The 18,357-nt window shown below is 44.8% G+C and carries 14 protein-coding genes; 9 read left to right on the top strand and 5 right to left on the bottom strand.

Going from position 1 to position 18,357, the window contains the following annotated elements; genetic code table 11:
- Positions 1-50: 50 nt before the first annotated feature.
- Positions 51-3,374, bottom strand: a complete 3,324-nt coding sequence (locus tag GJR95_RS19165; protein ID WP_162387393.1) for a glycosyl hydrolase — start codon at positions 3,372-3,374, stop codon at positions 51-53.
- Positions 3,375-3,462: 88 nt separating this feature from the next.
- Entirely contained in the window at positions 3,463-6,912 is a 3,450-nt protein-coding gene (locus GJR95_RS19160; protein ID WP_162391771.1) for a ThuA domain-containing protein, read from the bottom strand.
- Between the two features lie 145 nt (positions 6,913-7,057).
- Between GJR95_RS19160 and GJR95_RS19155 the strand changes: the two genes are divergently transcribed.
- The 8 genes from GJR95_RS19155 (at position 7,058) to GJR95_RS19120 (ending at position 13,902) form a co-directional block, all read left to right on the top strand.
- Positions 7,058-7,450, top strand: a complete 393-nt coding sequence (locus GJR95_RS19155; RefSeq protein ID WP_162387392.1) for a hypothetical protein — start codon at positions 7,058-7,060, stop codon at positions 7,448-7,450.
- A 3-nt stretch (positions 7,451-7,453) separates the two neighbouring features.
- Positions 7,454-8,179, top strand: coding sequence for an NUDIX hydrolase (locus GJR95_RS19150; RefSeq protein WP_162387391.1), 726 nt, complete (start codon positions 7,454-7,456; stop codon positions 8,177-8,179).
- 273 nt (positions 8,180-8,452) lie between these two features.
- Complete coding sequence (locus GJR95_RS19145; protein ID WP_162387390.1) at positions 8,453-9,751, top strand: MFS transporter; 1,299 nt, start codon at positions 8,453-8,455, stop codon at positions 9,749-9,751.
- Positions 9,752-10,478: 727 nt separating this feature from the next.
- Positions 10,479-10,685: a hypothetical protein gene (locus tag GJR95_RS19140; RefSeq protein WP_162387389.1), complete on the top strand. Its 207-nt coding sequence runs from the start codon at positions 10,479-10,481 to the stop codon at positions 10,683-10,685.
- Between the two features lie 155 nt (positions 10,686-10,840).
- Positions 10,841-11,200 (top strand): LytR/AlgR family response regulator transcription factor, encoded by a 360-nt coding sequence (locus GJR95_RS42835; protein WP_162387388.1) that lies wholly within the window; start codon positions 10,841-10,843, stop codon positions 11,198-11,200.
- A gap of 90 nt (positions 11,201-11,290) precedes the next feature.
- Positions 11,291-11,785, top strand: a complete 495-nt coding sequence (locus GJR95_RS19130) for a hypothetical protein (protein ID WP_162387387.1) — start codon at positions 11,291-11,293, stop codon at positions 11,783-11,785.
- A 114-nt stretch (positions 11,786-11,899) separates the two neighbouring features.
- Positions 11,900-12,754, top strand: coding sequence for an outer membrane beta-barrel protein (locus GJR95_RS19125; protein ID WP_162387386.1), 855 nt, complete (start codon positions 11,900-11,902; stop codon positions 12,752-12,754).
- Between the two features lie 827 nt (positions 12,755-13,581).
- The gene (locus GJR95_RS19120; protein WP_162387385.1) at positions 13,582-13,902 is read left to right on the top strand and encodes a hypothetical protein; all 321 of its coding nucleotides are present in this window, start codon (positions 13,582-13,584) and stop codon (positions 13,900-13,902) included.
- Positions 13,903-14,378: 476 nt separating this feature from the next.
- Here the strand turns inward: GJR95_RS19120 and GJR95_RS19115 are convergent, their stop codons facing one another.
- A complete protein-coding gene (locus tag GJR95_RS19115; protein WP_162387384.1) occupies positions 14,379-14,573 on the bottom strand; it encodes a hypothetical protein in 195 nt (64 codons plus the stop codon).
- Between the two features lie 149 nt (positions 14,574-14,722).
- Between GJR95_RS19115 and GJR95_RS19110 the strand changes: the two genes are divergently transcribed.
- Positions 14,723-15,100, top strand: coding sequence for a hypothetical protein (locus tag GJR95_RS19110; RefSeq protein WP_232541241.1), 378 nt, complete (start codon positions 14,723-14,725; stop codon positions 15,098-15,100).
- A gap of 285 nt (positions 15,101-15,385) precedes the next feature.
- Here the strand turns inward: GJR95_RS19110 and GJR95_RS19105 are convergent, their stop codons facing one another.
- Complete coding sequence (locus tag GJR95_RS19105; RefSeq protein WP_232541286.1) at positions 15,386-17,113, bottom strand: ABC transporter ATP-binding protein; 1,728 nt, start codon at positions 17,111-17,113, stop codon at positions 15,386-15,388.
- Positions 17,113-18,321 carry a nucleotidyltransferase domain-containing protein gene (locus GJR95_RS19100; protein ID WP_162387382.1) on the bottom strand — a complete coding sequence of 403 codons (1,209 nt, stop codon included), beginning with the start codon at positions 18,319-18,321 and terminating at the stop codon, positions 17,113-17,115. The genes GJR95_RS19105 and GJR95_RS19100 overlap by 1 nt, the downstream gene beginning before the upstream one ends.
- Positions 18,322-18,357 lie beyond the last annotated feature (36 nt).

The following is an 18,357-nucleotide window of genomic DNA, read 5'->3' as shown; positions in this document are numbered from 1 at the left end:
TATTGGTTAAAGTGAAATTGAACTGTTCGTTATTTTTGATATGTAATTACTTACCGCTTCACCTCAGCCGTTGCAGAAGCAGTTGTCGCTTCCAGCAGGCGAACCGGCCCCAGCAGTCCCGACGGCAACAGGGGCGCATCAGCTTTATAGAACGGTAAGGTGGTGAACGTAACCTTGCTGGTCACACCGGGTTGGGCGTCACCAATCAGGCGATTGACCCACAGGTTCGTGACCTTTATCTGTACGGTATTACGGCCAGCTTTCAGCGCTTCCGTGATGTCGATCTGGAAGGGTTTCTTCCAGACCGTACCTACATTTTTACCGTTGACAATTACCTCGGCAATGTTCTTCACCTCACCCAGATCAAGGATATACGATGCGTTTTTAGTCACTTTTGGCACATCAAGCGTGTTGTCGTAGGCGGCCGTTCCGGAAAAGTACTTGACCCCTGGATCGGCATTTTCCGTCAACGATACCAGCGTGTTGAACGTGGCCTGCTGAGGGGCGCCCCGGCCTTCCTGAAAGTTAACTTTCCAGGCACCGGATACGCTGGCAACGGGAGATTCGGTAACGGCAGATTTCGTGTAAGAAGTTACCGTCGCCTTGTCGCGGAAGACGATAAAGTAGGCTTCCCACGACTCAAACTTGAGTGGCACAATCGTTCGCCCGTTGTTGATCTGATAGGATACCTTTTCGGTTTTACCCGTTTCGGGATACCACAGCTCCGGAACTTTACCCGTAACCCGGAAGCTAATCGTGGCTTCGTTCGGATTCTCGCTACGGTTATCGAGCCAGTAGAGATCTGCATCGCTGGTTTGACGGTGAATGTACATCACCTTCGATCGGGCACCGGAAATGTCCGCATCTTTCTGAACGTTCATTTCCTTCAGGACGGTTTCCACTGGCTTTGTCGATACGTTGGGATTACTCCAGATCTGGTTCACCAGCGCGGTAAATTCAGTAGGGTTATCGCTCAGGCTGGGAGAGCGTTCGGGTTTGATACCTGCTACTTTCATGCCTGCGTTGACCAGTTCGCCCAGCTTTTTCAGTACGGGCAGCGTCATCGTCCGCGCCGAGGAATCCAGAACAAACAGGCGATACTGCTGACCACCTGACGTACTGATTTTACTCCCTTCTATCCGTAAGGCATTCTTGAGCACAGACGCATTCGCAAAGTCGTATGCATATCCATCCGGAATAGCAGGCAACTTTTGGGCGAATGCCTGTGTGATGTTGTTGTTCTCACCGTAGTAATACAGAACATCTACGACGGGTTTGCCCTGCTGGAGCAGGAAGCAACTCCGCCCCAGATAATCCATCCAGGGTTTTGCCTGCTCAGCCCAGGTTTCCTGCCGGGTAAAATACTGGCCAAAGGGCCCGAGCGAAATACCGGGTTTCTTATCATCCAAAGGCTGGTGTACGGATGTGTGTACGACAAAACGGTTTAATCCCGACGCCATTTCCAGATCGGCGGTACGCTTTAGTTTTTCCGGATGCCAGCTAAACGCATTTTGAATAGAGGTCATCGACTCGGCCGCTACCAGATTCTGTCCGTAGATGTGCGCAACCGAAGCTGCTTCCCGAATGTCGGCTTCACTACGAACTTCCTCATCTCCCCCACCGGCCAGACTGCCGGGCGTCCACATGGCCGACATAGGAATATCGGCTTTACGCTTCACGTCCATGCCGTCGGCTAAATAAATACGGCCATTTTCATGCGATTCGGTATATCGCTTCATGCCGCGTGCGTGCAGCGCATCACCAATCACGTCATAATGATTTTCAACAATCAGTTCACCAATGGTCTTGCGAAAATCCCACAGGAATTTCTCGCTGGCTTCGGCACTCTTCACTACCCGGCCTGTCAGCACCGGAAGCCAGGGTTTGATGTCGTAGCCACGCCGTTTCAGAAACTCTTCGGGCATCGCCCTGGTCCAGGTCATGTGGCCTGCTTCGTAACTATCCAGAACCATGTATTGCAGCCCTTTTGCCCCCATTTGCCCGCCGGTAGCATCTTTATACATGTCCAGGTATGTCTCGATGTATTTTTTAACCGCCACCTTGTCGAGCTTATCGACTTCCAGACCAGTAGCTTCCGGCGAAGCGGGATGGTTTTTCCGTCCCGTGATCGAATAGCCCAGCCGCATGACCACCCAGTTCCCGCTCGGGGGTGTCCAGTTCAGTGTGCCATCAGCACCCATTTTAGCGGTCAGATCCAGTACATCTCCGGTCGGAATGGCGTCGGCATCCGACTTCACCAGTGAGTGTGTGCTTTCTTTCCACGGACTGAAACCTGCCTTTTCTTCAAACAGGTCTACCCGGTCGGTGTTGTGCAGCACCAGTTCCGCAACCTGTACACCCTCTGGTTTACCCGGTGCAGCGTTTCCGCCAAACATGGCACCAAAGGGGTTGCCCTGAGGCTGTAGCGTTTTAAATGCAAACCGGAAATATTTAGCCGTAGTAGGCACAATACTCATTGTGTTCTGGGGCACTGTACTCCCCTTAATCATCACGACATCCCGGAAGTTGACCCCATCGTCGCTCACTTTCAGGGTTCGGTTATCGGGGGCACCTCTGAATTCGGCCAATGCACCACCACTGCTTGCTCCCACAATAGTAAACGCCTTAACGGTTTGCGGGCTGTCGAACGCGTACTGAATCCACATGTCCTGTCCCACTTCCACCGGCGGCAGCAAACTACTTTTTGCCAGATCACCATCGGTCAGATCGGAAAGGCTGAATGTCCCACCACTCGCCGTAACTTTGGGCATGAACGTACTTAAGGACTTCTCAGCAGCGGGCAAACGATAGGCAATAACAACGGCATCGGCGTAATAGGTTGGCACGTCGCCAACGGGGCCACCAAGCGTACTGGCTCCTATCGGTACATTCTGAAAACTGCCCGTTGTGTTAGGTGGCTGGGGTAGCTTACCCGAAAAAGGTTGCCCGCCCGTAACCCGCGTTTCGGACCAGACGTATTTTTTCATGGCGTCGCTGGCAGATACCCACGGCCCACCCGTTACGCTCCACCCCGGTGATCCGGCAATGGCCATTTCAAGCCCAAGTTTTTGAGCCAGATCGGTGGTGTGTTTAAAAGCGTCTTTCCATTCGGGGGTCATGAACACCAGTTTTTTGGGCGTCACGCTGGGTGTGAACAGACTGGCATCGAAGTTTTGAAAACCACCAATGCCGACGCGGTTCATCCATTCGAGGTCTTTGGTGATGCCGTCTTTGGTGATGTTGCCGTTCATCCAATGCCACCAGACGCGTGGTTTGGCGGCATTAGGCGGAGCCTGAAATCCTTTTTGGAGTGGCGAAGGCTGCGCAAAAGCCAGCGCAGGAAGCATCCAGGCCAATATTATTATTTTTTTCATAGAAAAGAGGTTTAGGAACTAGTTACCATTTGTCAATCGTTAATCGCGCTAATTACTAACAACTTATGACCAATGGCAACTAATTAACTCACTGCCCGACGGAACTCAGAACGACTTCGACACCCATCACCACCATCAGGCTGCCAAGCGGTTCGTTGGGATTGACAAAGACCAGATAGACATCATGCAATTTGTTATCAAACGGAGCGGGCAGTTTGACCGGAACGTTTAGTTGATTCGGTTTAAAGTCCATCTTATCCGACGATTCCAGGAACGGCGATTCGCCGATTAATTTCCCGGTCGGACTATCCAATCGTATCTCAACCTTACCCCCTTTGGCATTGAGTTGCGGTTTGGGGGCTGTGGCCATGACGTGAAACTCCGTTACTCCACTTAAATCAGCCTGTCTGATTGCCATGTACGCTCCTGATTTGCTCGGAATGGCCAGGTTATTCCCTCCGAACGACATTTTATTTACATTGTCGTATAGATCGAAGCCATGTACGTCCACTTTGGCGTTTCTCAGGACAAACGTCTGCTCCGATCTGAGTGAAGGTAATCCTTTGGCCCCTTTATCTTCGTAGGAAGCCCGTACAATGAAGACACCTTTACCCTTATCGCCGGATGGGACGCTGGCGGTGTAGCTCCCCTTCACCGGCAAGACATTGCTACTGGCGGCTTCGCTGGATACAGTCAAGATATACTTAACCATTTCGGAGGCATCGGCAGCCGAAAGCTGTGGGTGAGCCGCCATAGCCGTTTCTCCCCAGACGCCACTACCACCGGCAATTACCTTCTTTGTCAGCCGCTCCAGAGCGGTGTTATCTCCCTTGTATTTACTGGCTACGTCCATGTAGGCCGGTCCGATCGATTTTTTAGCCACACTGTGACAGCCCTTGCAATCGCTGGCTTCGATAAGTTTTTTGCCACTCGCCAGGAGAGCCCCGGCATCGGCCGATCGGTGGCCCTGCGCGATGGCAATTTTATCGAAACCCTCCGGCATGTAATCAATATTGACAGCCACCCGCTCCGGATCGATACCCTTCCCGAGCGTACCATCTTCCTTATCATTTACCTTTATATCGTATCGGAAGGGTTTATTGGGGGTGAAAAATGACTTATTACCGCCGGGCAGCTCAACACTCAAGACTGGAGCTTCATTGCCCACCGTAATGTCCATCGACTGGGAAACGATACCGCCTTTTCCATCATTGACAGTAAGGGTAGCCTTGTAGACCCCCACTGTTGAGAGCGTCAGCGTAGCATCAGGGGTGTTAATCAGCTTAGTAAACCCATTTTTTGACGAAATCTTCCATGCATAGGTCAGCGCATCGCCATCGGCATCAACCGTTCCTTTTGCCGTAAGGCTCAGGTTGAACGGCGCAGAACCGCCCATCTTATTCGCTGCCACCAGAAGCTGCGGTTTTCGGTTGCCCCCGTTATACTCGATGCGAATCAGCCGGGCATCGTCGTTGGCCGTAAACCAGCCGGAGCCATATTCGAGCATATACAAGTCCCCGTTATCGGCGAACTCCATATCCATCGGGTTGCTGAACTTATAGCTCGGCATAAACCGCTCCATCGACTGATAATTACCGTCCTTGTCCATCGTCACGGCCATAATCCAGCCGCGCATCCAGTCGTAGGTCAGCAGCTTCCCGTTATAGTAGTTCGGGAAAGCGTTGGGGGCACTTTTAAAATCCTCGGCATAAAATACTGGCCCTGCCATTGCGTTTCTCCCCCCTGCACCCACCAGCGGGAACTCGGGAGAGCCATCATACGGATACCAGATAAAGGCTTTCTGAGCCGGGGGAAGCGTGTTCAGTCCTGTATTATTGGGCGATGTATTGGTTGGTGCGTTGGCGTCCCATTTTTCTCCGGATTTTTCGGCAACAAAATCGTATTTATTGTACGCCTTATTGTCGCCTACAAAATGTGGCCAGCCGAAATTACCGGCCTTCTTCGCCTGTCCGACTTCATCATGGCCAGCAGCACCCCGATTCGGGTCTGGTTTGGCGGCATCAGGCCCTACCTCTCCCCAATATACGTAACCTGTTTTCTGGTCGACCGAAATGCGGAAAGGGTTGCGATGGCCCATAGTGTAAATCTCCGGACGTGTTTGCGAGGTTCCTTTCGGGAAAAGATTACCATCAGGAATAGTGTAGGTACCGTCGGGTTGGGGTTTGATCCGGATGATTTTACCGCGCAAATCGTTGGTATTGGCCGAAGATTTCTGAGCGTCCCAGGCACTGCGGCCTGGTCGTTCATCGCTGGGGCTATACCCATTGGAGCCGTGGGGATTGGTGTTATCACCCGTCGACAGGTACAGATTACCAGCCCGGTCCCAGGCAATTGAGCCGGCGGTATGGCAGCACTCCTCGCGCTGAGTTGGTACATCGAGCATCACCTTTCTGGAGTTCATGACCAGTTCATCGCCCTTTAATTCGAAGCGGGCCAGCACGTTTTTAGATTCGGCCGGGTCCGAATAGTACAGATAAACCCAGTGGTTCTGAGCAAAATTGGGGTCTTTGCTCAGACCCAGAAGCCCATCTTCGCCCATCGATTCCTTACCCTCCTTGCTCACGTATTTTGTACTAACCGGGATTTTGGCAATGGTTTTCAGCTCCTTCGTTTTGATCGTGTAGAGCCGAACTTCTCCTTTTCGCTCAATGAACAGGATTCGACCGTCACCCAGTACGCTCAGTTCCATAGGTTCGTCCAGTTTTTCGGCCAGAACAGCTTTAGTAAACCGGTTCTCTTCGGGTCGGGCTTTGGCATAATCCAGCGGCTTTGGTCCATCCCCACCTGTTGTGTAATTAATACCAGCCCACAGATGGTTCAAAAACAAAGGCTCGGTGAAGGTTTCGTCGGTATGACCCATAGCCGTATAAAAGGCCCGGCCACCGTCGTATTCCTGATACCAGCTCATGGGGTGAAAATCAGGATTCTTACCCCCCACATAGCTCTTTTCGTCAATCTTCAGGACGACGTTGATTTTCGGTGAAATGTCCTTGAAACTGTAGAATTCGTCATTTCGCTCAAACTCATCGGGCATTCCCTGGGTCGCCCAATGATTTTTGAGGGTAACGATAAACTTACCTTTCTGCACATTATTGGGCATCGGGTGATCCAGAAAATAGGCTCCTGCCAATTTTCCGTACCAGGGCCATTCGTACTCAGTATCTGTAGCCGCGTGAATACCCACGTAGCCACCACCCGCCTGAATGTAGCGTTCAAAAGCCGCCTGCTGCTCACCGTTGAGCACATCGCCAGTCGTATTTAGGAAAACGACCGCATTGAATCGCTTTAGGCCTGATTCATTAAACTGGGCCGCATCTTCGGTAAACTGTACGCCAAACCCCTTTTCGGCAGCCATTTTTGCCAGAGCCGTTTTGCCCGCTTCAATGGACTGATGCCGGAATGCGGCCGTTTTACTAAAGACAAGTACGTTACGTTTTGGTACCTGGGCAAAAATTGACTGTACTAACAGCCATAGGCCCAAAGTCAGCAAACTGATTCTAAAGGAGTTTTCTCGCATTTCAGTTACTATTTTCACTCGTTTGAGCAAAGGTAGAAAAGAATTTTTTTTATTGTCTATATTATAGACAATAAATTTTATCCAATTCTATACATTTGTAGTACCATCCTCCAACAAGCGATAGTCGCCATTAATCAAACACAACATGCCGTTCCATACCCTATATACCTTACTGCTGGAAGTATGGCATACACCCATCCAGGCTCAATCCATCAGTAGCACCGACTTTGCGAGCATGGCTTTGTTTCCTCGACAAAATGACCTCCGTAACACCCTGAACCTGTCCGGGATCTGGCAATTCAGGAAAGACTCGCTGGAAGCTGGTGTGAAAGAAAACTGGCAAAACGGCCGGAACGAAACGCATTCCGGGGGCGTCAATTACAAAGGCGTTTTCACCCGCGACCGAAAGCTGCCTCGTTTTTCCTGCGTTCACTCTGGGCGAATAAAAAGGAACCCAGCAAATTCGTTTTTCTCTCCCAGTAAGCCGTCAGGATGCGTAAGTTTACCGCCTGATTTCTTACCAATATCGATCCAGTAGGCCATGCATTCTCCGAGTGAACAGAATTATATTCAACAGCTTTCGATTGATTGCGTCATTTTTGGCTATCAGCAAAAACAGCTCAACGTACTAGTTCCAAAACTTGATTTTCGGGGTGATTTCTGGGCGCTCCCCAGTGGCTTTATTTTTCAGGGAGAAGGCATCGATCAGGCGGCCCAGCGCATTTTAGAAGAGCGGACAGGTATAAAGGATATTTATCTGGACCAATTCAGAGTGTTTGGTGATGCTGAGCGAAGCAATAGTTCGTTTCTTGAGCGGATAATCCACCTCAATGAAGATAAACTGGGAGATAATCGATTCAACCGAAAAGAACTGGAATGGATTACCCGGCGGTTTGTGTCCATCGGTTATTATGCTTTAGTAGATATATATAAAGTAATTCCTCAAAAAAGTGAAATCGATGAGTCCATGGAGTGGTATCCGATCCGGGATTTACCCACCATGATCATGGACCATAACGAGATGGTAGCCCAGGCTCTCGAAACCCTGCGGCTAAATCTTGACCAGAAATTGATTGGCTTTAACCTGCTTCCCGAAACGTTTACCATGAAAGAGGTGCAGGAATTATACGAAGCCATTTATGATAAACCCTTCGCCAGAAACAACTTCCAGAAAAAAATTCTGGACTTAAATGTATTGGAACGTCTGGAAAAAAAATTCACCGGCGCTGCCAACAAAGCTCCTTTCCTGTATCGCTTCCAGCGATAAGCCTAGTTCCCCCTAATTTTCTTAGGTTGCAACAGCTCCCAATTTTTCAATTCAGAGATTACGTTGCCTAAGCTATGGATATCCGGCGTTGATCATTCTTTTTGTTTTCTATATCAGTTATCAATTGCCTGGCCTGCTTAGGGCATAAGCTCAGGAATGTACCATACTTCACACAAAGACGTAAAAATATTACACCATTTACCTGATTATACAATATATTATTTTGTTATTCAATAAATTTGACAAATTATTTCAATAACTCATCACTTACTCATGGTTGTTCCTGATGCTTCATCCAAACCGGCTGGCGGTTCCGCACAACCGAACCGTCAGACTGCGGCACCAGCTGGTTTATTTAGTTTGCCAGTCATTGTGGCAGCATTAGGCTACTTCGTCGATATTTACGACCTGCTTCTGTTTGGAATTGTTCGCGTACCGAGTCTGAAAGATTTGGGCCTTGCTCCCGACCAGATTTCAACGATAGGCGGACGCATCATAAACTGGCAAATGGCGGGTTTACTGCTCGGAGGCATCTTATGGGGTGTTCTTGGCGATAAGCGCGGACGACTATCGGTGTTATTTGGCAGTATCATTACGTACTCTATTGCCAATATTGCCTGTGGATTTGTAAAGCACGTAACATTCATGGACCCTGTCACCTATTATGCACTGATGCGCTTTGTAGCAGGTGTCGGGCTGGCTGGTGAATTAGGCGCCGGAATTACACTCGTCAGCGAAATTCTACCGAAAGAAAAACGGGCTATAGCCACCTCACTTGTGGCTGGAATTGGGGTTTTGGGAGCTGTAGTCGCCTACTTTACGGTTAAATTGTTCGACTGGGAAACGGCTTTTTTCGTTGGAGGTGGTTTAGGATTTGGTTTGCTATTTTTACGAATTGGGGTGATTGAATCGGGTATGTTCACCAGCATAACCGAGCAAAAACACGTTAGCCGGGGTAACTTCTTTGCCTTTTTTACCAATGCGGATCGGCTCAGCCGCTACCTTAAATGCATTGGAATTGGCATTCCAACCTGGTTTATTACCGGCATTCTGGCTTCGTTCAGTAATGAATTTGGACGAGCATTAGGCATAGCCGAAGAAATTCAACCAGGTTTAGCCATTACCTGGTTATACATTGGAATGGCCATCGGCGATCTGTCCAACGGTTTCATTAGTCAGTCACTGAAATCGCGCAAAAAAGCGATTACCCTTTTTATGGCCATTGCGCTTGTATTCAGCTTGCTTTACTTATACATCGGGATCAAAAGTGCCACTATTTTCTATTGTCTCTGTTTAGGTCTGGGATTTGGTAATGGCTACTGGGCTATGTTCGTGACCATTAGTGCTGAACAGTTTGGCACCAATCTCCGCGCTACCGCAGCCACCACAATTCCAAATATGGTTCGCGCCTTCCTGATTCCAATGACTTTGAGTTATCAGGCACTAAAGCCTTCGCTAACTATCATTAATGCCGGTGCCATTGTTGGTCTGGTCAGTTTCATAATCGGGTTTTACGCCATCCTGACAATACCTGAAACGCATGACAAGGATTTGAATTATTTAGAAGAATGAATCTGCCACTCAGACATAGGCCTTTCGCTGTGACGCGTGCCACGGTTACCGATGCTGTTGTTGATAATCGTGGCACGCGTCACAGCGAAAGGCCTATGATAGTAACTTTTGTATGTAGCCTCGCCCCTTATTAAAAACTAACTGGCAGAGCCTTATACTGTACCGATTATACCTGACTAATTAGCCTCAGATCGTTATTTGCATAGCCGAAGAGGGCATGCCATTGGCACTGACTCCGATAGAAATTAATACAGATTTCAAGAGATCGATGTGTCAACGGATGTTCTGTATTAATTACGGGACTTCAGGTAGTAGCCGAGTACATTAAGGTTAGTCTGGTAGTTGTCAACACCACGTTTATAACCAAGAACTCATAAATAGCTGTTATTTGCATAAACGTATAGTACTAGTCGTTAATTTAGACTAGTTAAATTAATTAATGATCCAGAGGCCGTCGCTATTAGCCCCCGAAGCTGTAGAACATATTCCCCATATTAGTAGTATGCCTCTGTGCCCTACTCACGAAAAGTATAGCTCCTTAGTAAAAAATAACTAGGGAGCAATCTTCATTATTAGGTGATTAACCGCTTTTTTCATCTGTTTGTACATGGAATTTAGCGGCTTGGACACACCTGAGTAAAAACCACTGGTCGATATTTTGTATGTAAAGTAGCTATCCAGCCTACCTTCTCATTTGACGAGAAAGCACTATTAACCCAAACATCCTATGCGGCAGGGACTGCTTATTTTCGGAGTGACTGTTTGTTTACTGGCTTGCGTAGCAGGCTATTTTCTCGCACTAGTTGATTGGATTGAGGATTTTAAGACCGGAGTTTACGCGGCAAACCATGCCGAAGCCTTGCTGGAAACAGGCGCTATTTTGATATACACCTATGCTGGATTTGATTTCTTCAAAAGAAAACTAGCCCATTGATCCACTTCTCAAGGAAATACAATTGACGCAGAGTTGAAAATAGGCTTGTCTCTGATGAGCCTTATTTTCCTGCCTCAGCCTGTTCATATGCCGATACACGGCTTTTATGTCATTGGTAGTTTCTACCTAAACTTCTTTATTAGTTACTTTTTTGTATGAGTAAGAGCGCACATCCCAAAAACGAGACAATTAAGATACCTGGAATCCAAAAACCGATTCCTGTCTGCTTAATTACTCACTGCAAAGGTTATGGGAACTATACCCGAATCTATTGCCAGGGTGCAAAAAGCCCTATTGTCTCTAGCCAAACACTAAAGCTCTTTGAAGATCGGTTGCCCAGTTTTCTAAGAGCCAACAAGTCTACACTAATTAACTATCGCCATATTGTTGGCGTTGACCGACTCGATGGCCGATCAATGGAACTGATGCTGGCTAATGATGCTCCTATTCCGGTAGCTCGACGTAGACTGCAACGAATCCGTGATAAGCTCGCCCTACTTAAGGTACCATCCTGAAAACGATGTACTACACAACCAAAGAGTGGATGGTCAAAGCCTGTTTCAGCACTAATCGATACAACTAAATCAGTCTCAGAACCTACGCTGATGAAACATATATTTTGTTTCCGGACTGGCTACTGGATAGCCCTCCTGATTTGCACGACCACTATTCCGTCATGGGCACAATATGGGCCGTTTGTTGGAGCCAATACCATTGTACTTTCTACAAGTCTGGCGGATAAGGATGCTTACTTAGTTATTACTCAGGTATTGACTGCCGAATCCCTCTCCTTTTCGGCCGAAAAAGATGTGTTGCGGATACGGTCCCTCCCTACTTCCATATTGACCAGCAAAGGGTTAGTTTTTGAAGGCCGACTGTGGGTAAATACCGGGGTCGTAAAACTAATGGGACAACTTTTGGAAGGGAGTAATGATGGTACTGGATCAGTTGTTAACATAGCCGTCCCTATCACTTACACTAAAGGACGGACTTTCCGCCAACGAATGGGCTTTTCGTATATGGATGAGCTGGCCAAAAAGTTACAGACTGGTCTAAAAGGTAGTATAGCCTATAAACATCAACCTGCTGGTACCCTATAGGCTAGCTTTTTGCAGGAAGTTGTAGAAGAAACAATGTAAAGAAAATCAGTTTACTAGGTTGCTGCTGAAGCATTAATTCTAATTTCATTTTTAACTCAACGTAAAATAAATAGTATGAAAACTCAACTCACACTACTGGCAAGTTGCTTGCTGGGAGCAAGCCTGGTTAATGGCCAGGGCACGACAAATACGACGTCAACAACGACGAGCACATCGACCTATAACGCAACGCCGGTAACCGATACAACCAGAACAACCGGCACTACTTATTCGGCGACACCGACCACTATGTCAACCGATAGTGTGTCGAATCAGAATAAAGCGTCGGCAACACCGTCAACAAACAGCTACAATCAGACCACAACGACAACGACAACAACAACCGCTGCTCCCTACGAACAGGCGAATGCCGTCAGCTCTCAGAAGTCAGATAAGGATAGGTGGAAAGCCGGCAAATTCGGTATTTATGCAGGTGTCAATTTGTCCCGTTTTGTGCATGAAGTTACGCCCGACAATGCCTACCGGGCCGGCTGGCAGGCTGGTATTTATGGTCGTTCAGGTGGTACTATCTTCGGGCAACTTGGTCTTGAGTATCGTAATTCGACCACTAATCTGATACGTACGGGACAGGGCACAACACCCGGATCAGTTTCTAGCGAGGTAAGAGGCCAAATCGATCAACACTTTTTGGCTATTCCGGCTTACGTTGGCGTCCGTATTGGCAGTGCGCTTGGCCTACGGTTACAGGTGGGCGCTGAATTTGCCTCGCTGGTAGCAGTTGGCAATAATAATTTCAAGTTGGGGGCCGATGATTTGAACCGCACGATTCTAAATGGTCTGGCCGGAGCAGGAATCAACCTTGGCCCCTTAACGCTCGACGCAGTCTATAATCTGGGCCTCCAGAATGTGTTTGATAATGCCGATACCAAACGCCGGATATTTGCATTTAACCTCGGATTCCGCTTCTAATTTACGTTTTTAAAGAGGTGTTATTCTTTCTGGGATTGTCTGCTACATTTTTCAAGAAAAGCAGGCAATCCCTTTTCTATTTCAATGCCATTCAACAACAATAATATTCTATTTCTAGTTGTCCTTTATTCTGGCTCTGATACCCAAGATCATTTATTGCTATTCTACAGTATTCACTTCTATTCAAATGTAATTTTTATAAATACAATTCATTATTTCTATCTAAAATTCAAATAAATACTATATACAAAAATAGTCATTTTCGATGAATAAGCCTTTATTAAGGCAAGTAATATAGTATTTAGCTTTGGGCCAGCTCTTGGCAAAGGGAGTAATCGGTCTAGGTTCTCATAAACTCAATTACGTTTTAGAACCAACGATTTATAACTTAAAAAAGCTTATAAATTAGCCATCGTAAATTTTTCTTATCGAGTCTAAATACATTCACAATAGTTCATTTATCCAACTAGTTAAAACGAGCTATTTCAATAATCCAATCAAAATAATAAGTTATATTATTTTAGATGAACGAATAAAGCACTCATCCTGAAAATAGTTCTTTAATATAAGACAAAAAGGCAAATGAATTTATTTATAATTCAACTAAATAGCTTGCTTTCTATAACCGCTTGATCAAATATTCTATTCAATTAATTGAATTATAATTTACTCATATTCAGTATATTAACTCTATTTATCACGACTATCTATTCATGATTAATATAAATAGTATTGGCAAAAATATAAAACATGGCAGAGAAATGGTCGTTATTATAATGAATCCCTCCCTCACTGAGTAGTGAGGCATTACTAATTACTTTAACGCTATGAAAAAAATCATCATTGCTGCATCAGTCTGCGCATTGCTGGCAGTAGCAGGACCTGGATACGCTCAAGCCGTTCAGGAAGGAAAAGCGGCCAAAAAAGAAATGAAGGCCGAGAAAAAAATAGCGAAAGCTAAAGAACACGAAATGAACGCCAGAACAGGTAAGGGCATCGAAGTAGCTGGTGTTTCTGATCCGAATACAAGAATGGCCAAGGCTGATCGTAAACGAGAGAAAGCCGAGAAAAAAATAATGAAGGGTGATGCAAAAGAATTAAAAGCTGTGGCCAAGAATAAGAAGAAGAAAGCAGCGGGCGTTGATTAATAGTTGAATTAGTACCACCATCACTATTTAAAATAAATCGTAGTTGAGAATTATTAAAAAAGAAAGCCAAATTGGCTTTCTTTTTTTGTGTTACAGAATATAGCAATCAGTATTTAATTCCCCTAGTACAATTCTTATCAATTCTTTATTTTATAAGCCATAAGTACATATTAGCCATGCTACTACATGCATTACAGAATAAGATCATAGTGTCTACGCCATTAGTAGATCCGTGGAATTAGCCTAGATGTGGTATTGGTTTCTGCGATACTGTGTCGGTTTCTTCAAACCGACACAGCAAGGAGGGTTCGCCGTGCGATTCTCAAAACCTAGTGCTACATGCCGGATGCGGTTTTGAGAAACCGCCAGCGTCAGGTTGAAGAACATGACTCCACTGACATCACGCTATTGCCAACTAAACTAGGTCAAACAGGGTAGCCAGTTAAGCAACTGTACGTTCATGAATCACTTACCGGTTACGATAAACCCAATCCATATGACGGCTCCACGCCAATGCTCATGGTATCCCTCCCATTGGCCATAAGCTCAACCGACATTTCTGAATCAGAAGTTACCCTTTTACTCCCTTTTTTAGGCACTTGGTTCGCCGTTATCGGCACTTCATCGGAAGCTTGTTTCGGGCGGCCTGATCCTGATGTAATTTTGTCCACAAGCGAACAGGGTCTGTCCGTAACTGGACAGACCCCACAGTCAATAAAAATCACAAACCATTGATTATCAGCCATACATTCAAATTGGCACGTACTTTGGCTTATGAAGCTTGAACAGATAAACAACACTACTAAACGTAATTACAGCCATGCTACTCCCCTTCCTGAACAAACTGGTCGCTTCAGTCCTGATGAGCACATCCACCCTGGCAAACCCGACTACACCAAAGGCGCTCCCATTCGACGCCAGTGCGTTCGTGACGATTAACAATCAGATCCGCGTAGCGGTGAGCAAGACCGCAGACGTACCAGTAGTTATCCTTCTACGGAGCTCAGACAATCAGATCATTTATCAGCAGAGCATCGACAAAAAGGACGCTCACTATGCCGTGAAGCTTAATGTGGAAGAATTGAATGATGGCAAGTATGAGCTGGAAGTAGCTTCTAAAGAAGGGAGCATACGGAAGCAATTGACTTTATCGACCAAACCAGTAGAGCACACCAGCCGGGCTGTAACCATTCAGTAGTCAATTCATGATATTCTTAAATAAGGACTCTGTAACAGATACAATCGGGTATAGGATTTTGCGTTAATGCTAATCTTTGCCCTCTGTTACCAACCATATCCAGTCATATTATTAGGTTAAGAAAACGGGAAATACCGGACCCTCTTGAGTCCGGTATTTTTATTGGTTAGCAAAGAATGGGCATACTTAGCAACCTGGATAAGTGGCTCACTTGATAATTGAAATCAAGTAAACGAGTTGATAAAGCCAGTGTGTGCTAAACTCGACATGTTAACAATAAGCAGCTCAGTTAGGATATAGAGTAGAATGAACCGCTTCTAAATCAATCGTTTCATCAGCGCCTTCATGTAGATATTGATTATGAGCGATTATCAATATAGTTATCTTACCCTTTAATTGGTCTATGGCTTTTTTTATCATTAACTCATTACTGATATCTAACGCATTTGTTGCTTCATCCAGGATTAACATTTTGGGATTCCGGAGCATGGCCCTTGCTAAAGCAATACGTTGGCGTTCTCCTCCAGAGAGCCGTACTCCCTGATCGCCTACATTCGTATCCAGACCTTTAGGTAACGTAAAAACAAACTCGCCTGCTACTAATTTCAATACTTCCTGTAGTTCCGATTCAGTTGCAGCGGGTTTAACCCACAATAAATTTTCCCGAATGGTTGCATTGAATAAAAAACATTCCTGAGGTATGTAGGCTGTCATTTTTCGCCAATCAGCCAGATTTACCTCATTTAAATCAATATTATCTAAAAGTACTTTACCTGCCTGTGGCTTTAAAAGGCCAAGGAGTAGTTCTACCAAAGTGGTTTTACCTCGCCCAGAAGCACCAAGTATTGAAGTGGTTTTATTTACTTCAATTTCGCAACTGAAATTGTCAAGAATAGGTTTTTCTTCGTCATAGCGAAAGCCTATTCTTGACAATTTTATGGACTTTTCAGGAAACCCATTTACTGTCAATTTATCGCCATTCTCCTCTCGATTTTGCCGGGATTTAAGTAGTAAATTCGTCACACCCTCATAGGAGGGTAGCATATTTAACGTATATTGAAAGACTCTGATTAATGAAGAAATAGTCGGCAACAATTTTGAGGCAATGTATATCATTAACAATAAATCCACAACTGGCATATGAACGACTTTTATTGCCCATATAAGAATGATGCTAACGATTATTGCTGAGCCAACTTCATATAAAATACTGGTACCAGCACTTATTTTAGCAAATAAATATTCATCCCTAACGGTCTGGCGCGTGATATTCCTGAACTCAGTCTCATATCGGCCCTGAAAACTATAACTTTTTGCCAACTTAAAACTGTTAATAAACTCAAGAACAGCATTAAATAAACTCTCATGGCGTTCGTACATAGCTACACCAGATTTGTACGCTTTATTATTTAATTTACGTTGAACCAGCAGCAATGGCAGAATACACAAACTGGCAATAAAAGTCATCTTAATCGATACATATAAGGACGTCGCCAAGTAGAAAAAGAATAGCGCAAACGTACTAAATGAATTAACAGCTAAATTCACAGAATATCCGATATTATTAATTTCATCAATTAAGTTATTAAATATGTGGGTATTTTTTGCATTTTTAATAAACCCCCATTCCGAATTAATAACTGCGGAAAAAAGTTCATTTCGTAGATTCTGCTTATACTCTTGCACAATAGATACATCCAATAAATTTTTTATATAGCCCAAACATGCATGAATCAACACAAGCAGTATATAAATAATAAGACAAGTATAAAGTGTGAAGGAGATGCCTAGAATATCCCAGACTGCCTTAGTTAGTTTAAACGCTCTACTGTTCTGGTCCGAATCTCCCGTTATACCAGCCAGACCGAGTAGAGGCAACAACAGAATAATGCTCCCTCCTCTTGTTAATCCCGAAAAAAGAGTAATAATAACAGACGAAACTATTTTAATCTTATTCGATTTAAACAGTGAATAAAGATAGTGTCGAAGCGCTTTTTGCTCACTAAATATCATCACTTTACTTTATTAAATAGTTTATATATCCACAGAAAAGGAGCTGCGATATAATTCAATACAAAAAAGCTGTCACGAAATGAATAGATAGACCAGTAAGACGGATTAATAAAGAAATTGCTAAAAGACGTGAATATTGCCTTATAACCATCTAAATAAATAGCTGACCAGTAAAATTTAATAAATTTACGCATAGCTAATGAAAATGTTTTAAAGGACGATATAGGGCTTAGATAAACGTCGGAAATAGTGCTCATTGAAAAAATTGAAACTTCAGAGAGTCTCCCTATATTGGCATCCTTTTCTATTGCTTCGTGAATAATGGGGTGCAGGTCAATTCCAAAAATGACATAAGCTAAATGGCAAGCCTCAAGTACATATCGTTTTTCACTTTTTTGGCTTAACTGGTTATAGATTTCAACTAAGAAACCAGCACCTTCTCTCTCAATAATTCGTACTATATCAACAAGCCAGAATAACCGTTTCCATTGGTGTGTTCCCCCATGTATACATAAGTAAATAAACATATCGTTTCTGGGTAAGATCGGTATAGCCTGGCCACACGCTTGTATCACGGGTAGAGTATCCCAACTTAATTTCGATTTCAGTATAGAATCACTTCCTGCTGCATTCAGTCGCCAGTGCAGTTCAACCTGCACATTAGTTTTGGAGTTGTATAAATTATAGTGATGAAATGTTTTGTCATAAACAGCTTTTTGTTTCGGAGTCTTCCATAGAATATCCGACAACTTATAGCCTACATCGAGCAAAATTTCATAGGCTTTCTGAACATCCGACTCCTGAACGATAATATCTAAATCTTTACACTCTCTTTGCGTATAGTCATCATAATAGAGTTCACCTAATAACGGGCCTTTTAAAGCAACTGCCTTTATTTTATTAGCATTCATAATTTTCAGAACCCGACAAAGTTCTGCCATATAGGAAAGCATTCTAAGCTTATTAGCTACATGCTGTTCCCTCAAGCGATTCTTTATATGTACTGGAAATGAATGATTAGTTTTTATAGTAGTATAAACAATATTCGTTACGCGATGGCATTCGGCGTTATGTAAAAAAATATCTGGATCAAATTGCTCAAAATCGCTTGGGTAAAAGGTCGATTTCGCATCTAAACATCGCAGCAGAAATTGCGTTTCCTGATTTAATCCGGCTATAAATTTACTTTTGCTGACACCTGTTCTCATGGCATTGGGAAGCCGTAATTAGTTTAAGGCTATATG

The sequence above is a fragment of the Spirosoma endbachense genome, from assembly GCF_010233585.1.
GTDB lineage: Bacteria > Bacteroidota > Bacteroidia > Cytophagales > Spirosomataceae > Spirosoma > Spirosoma endbachense.
Note: the sequence above shows the minus strand (reverse complement) of the source record. Positions and strands in the feature narration are given on the sequence as shown.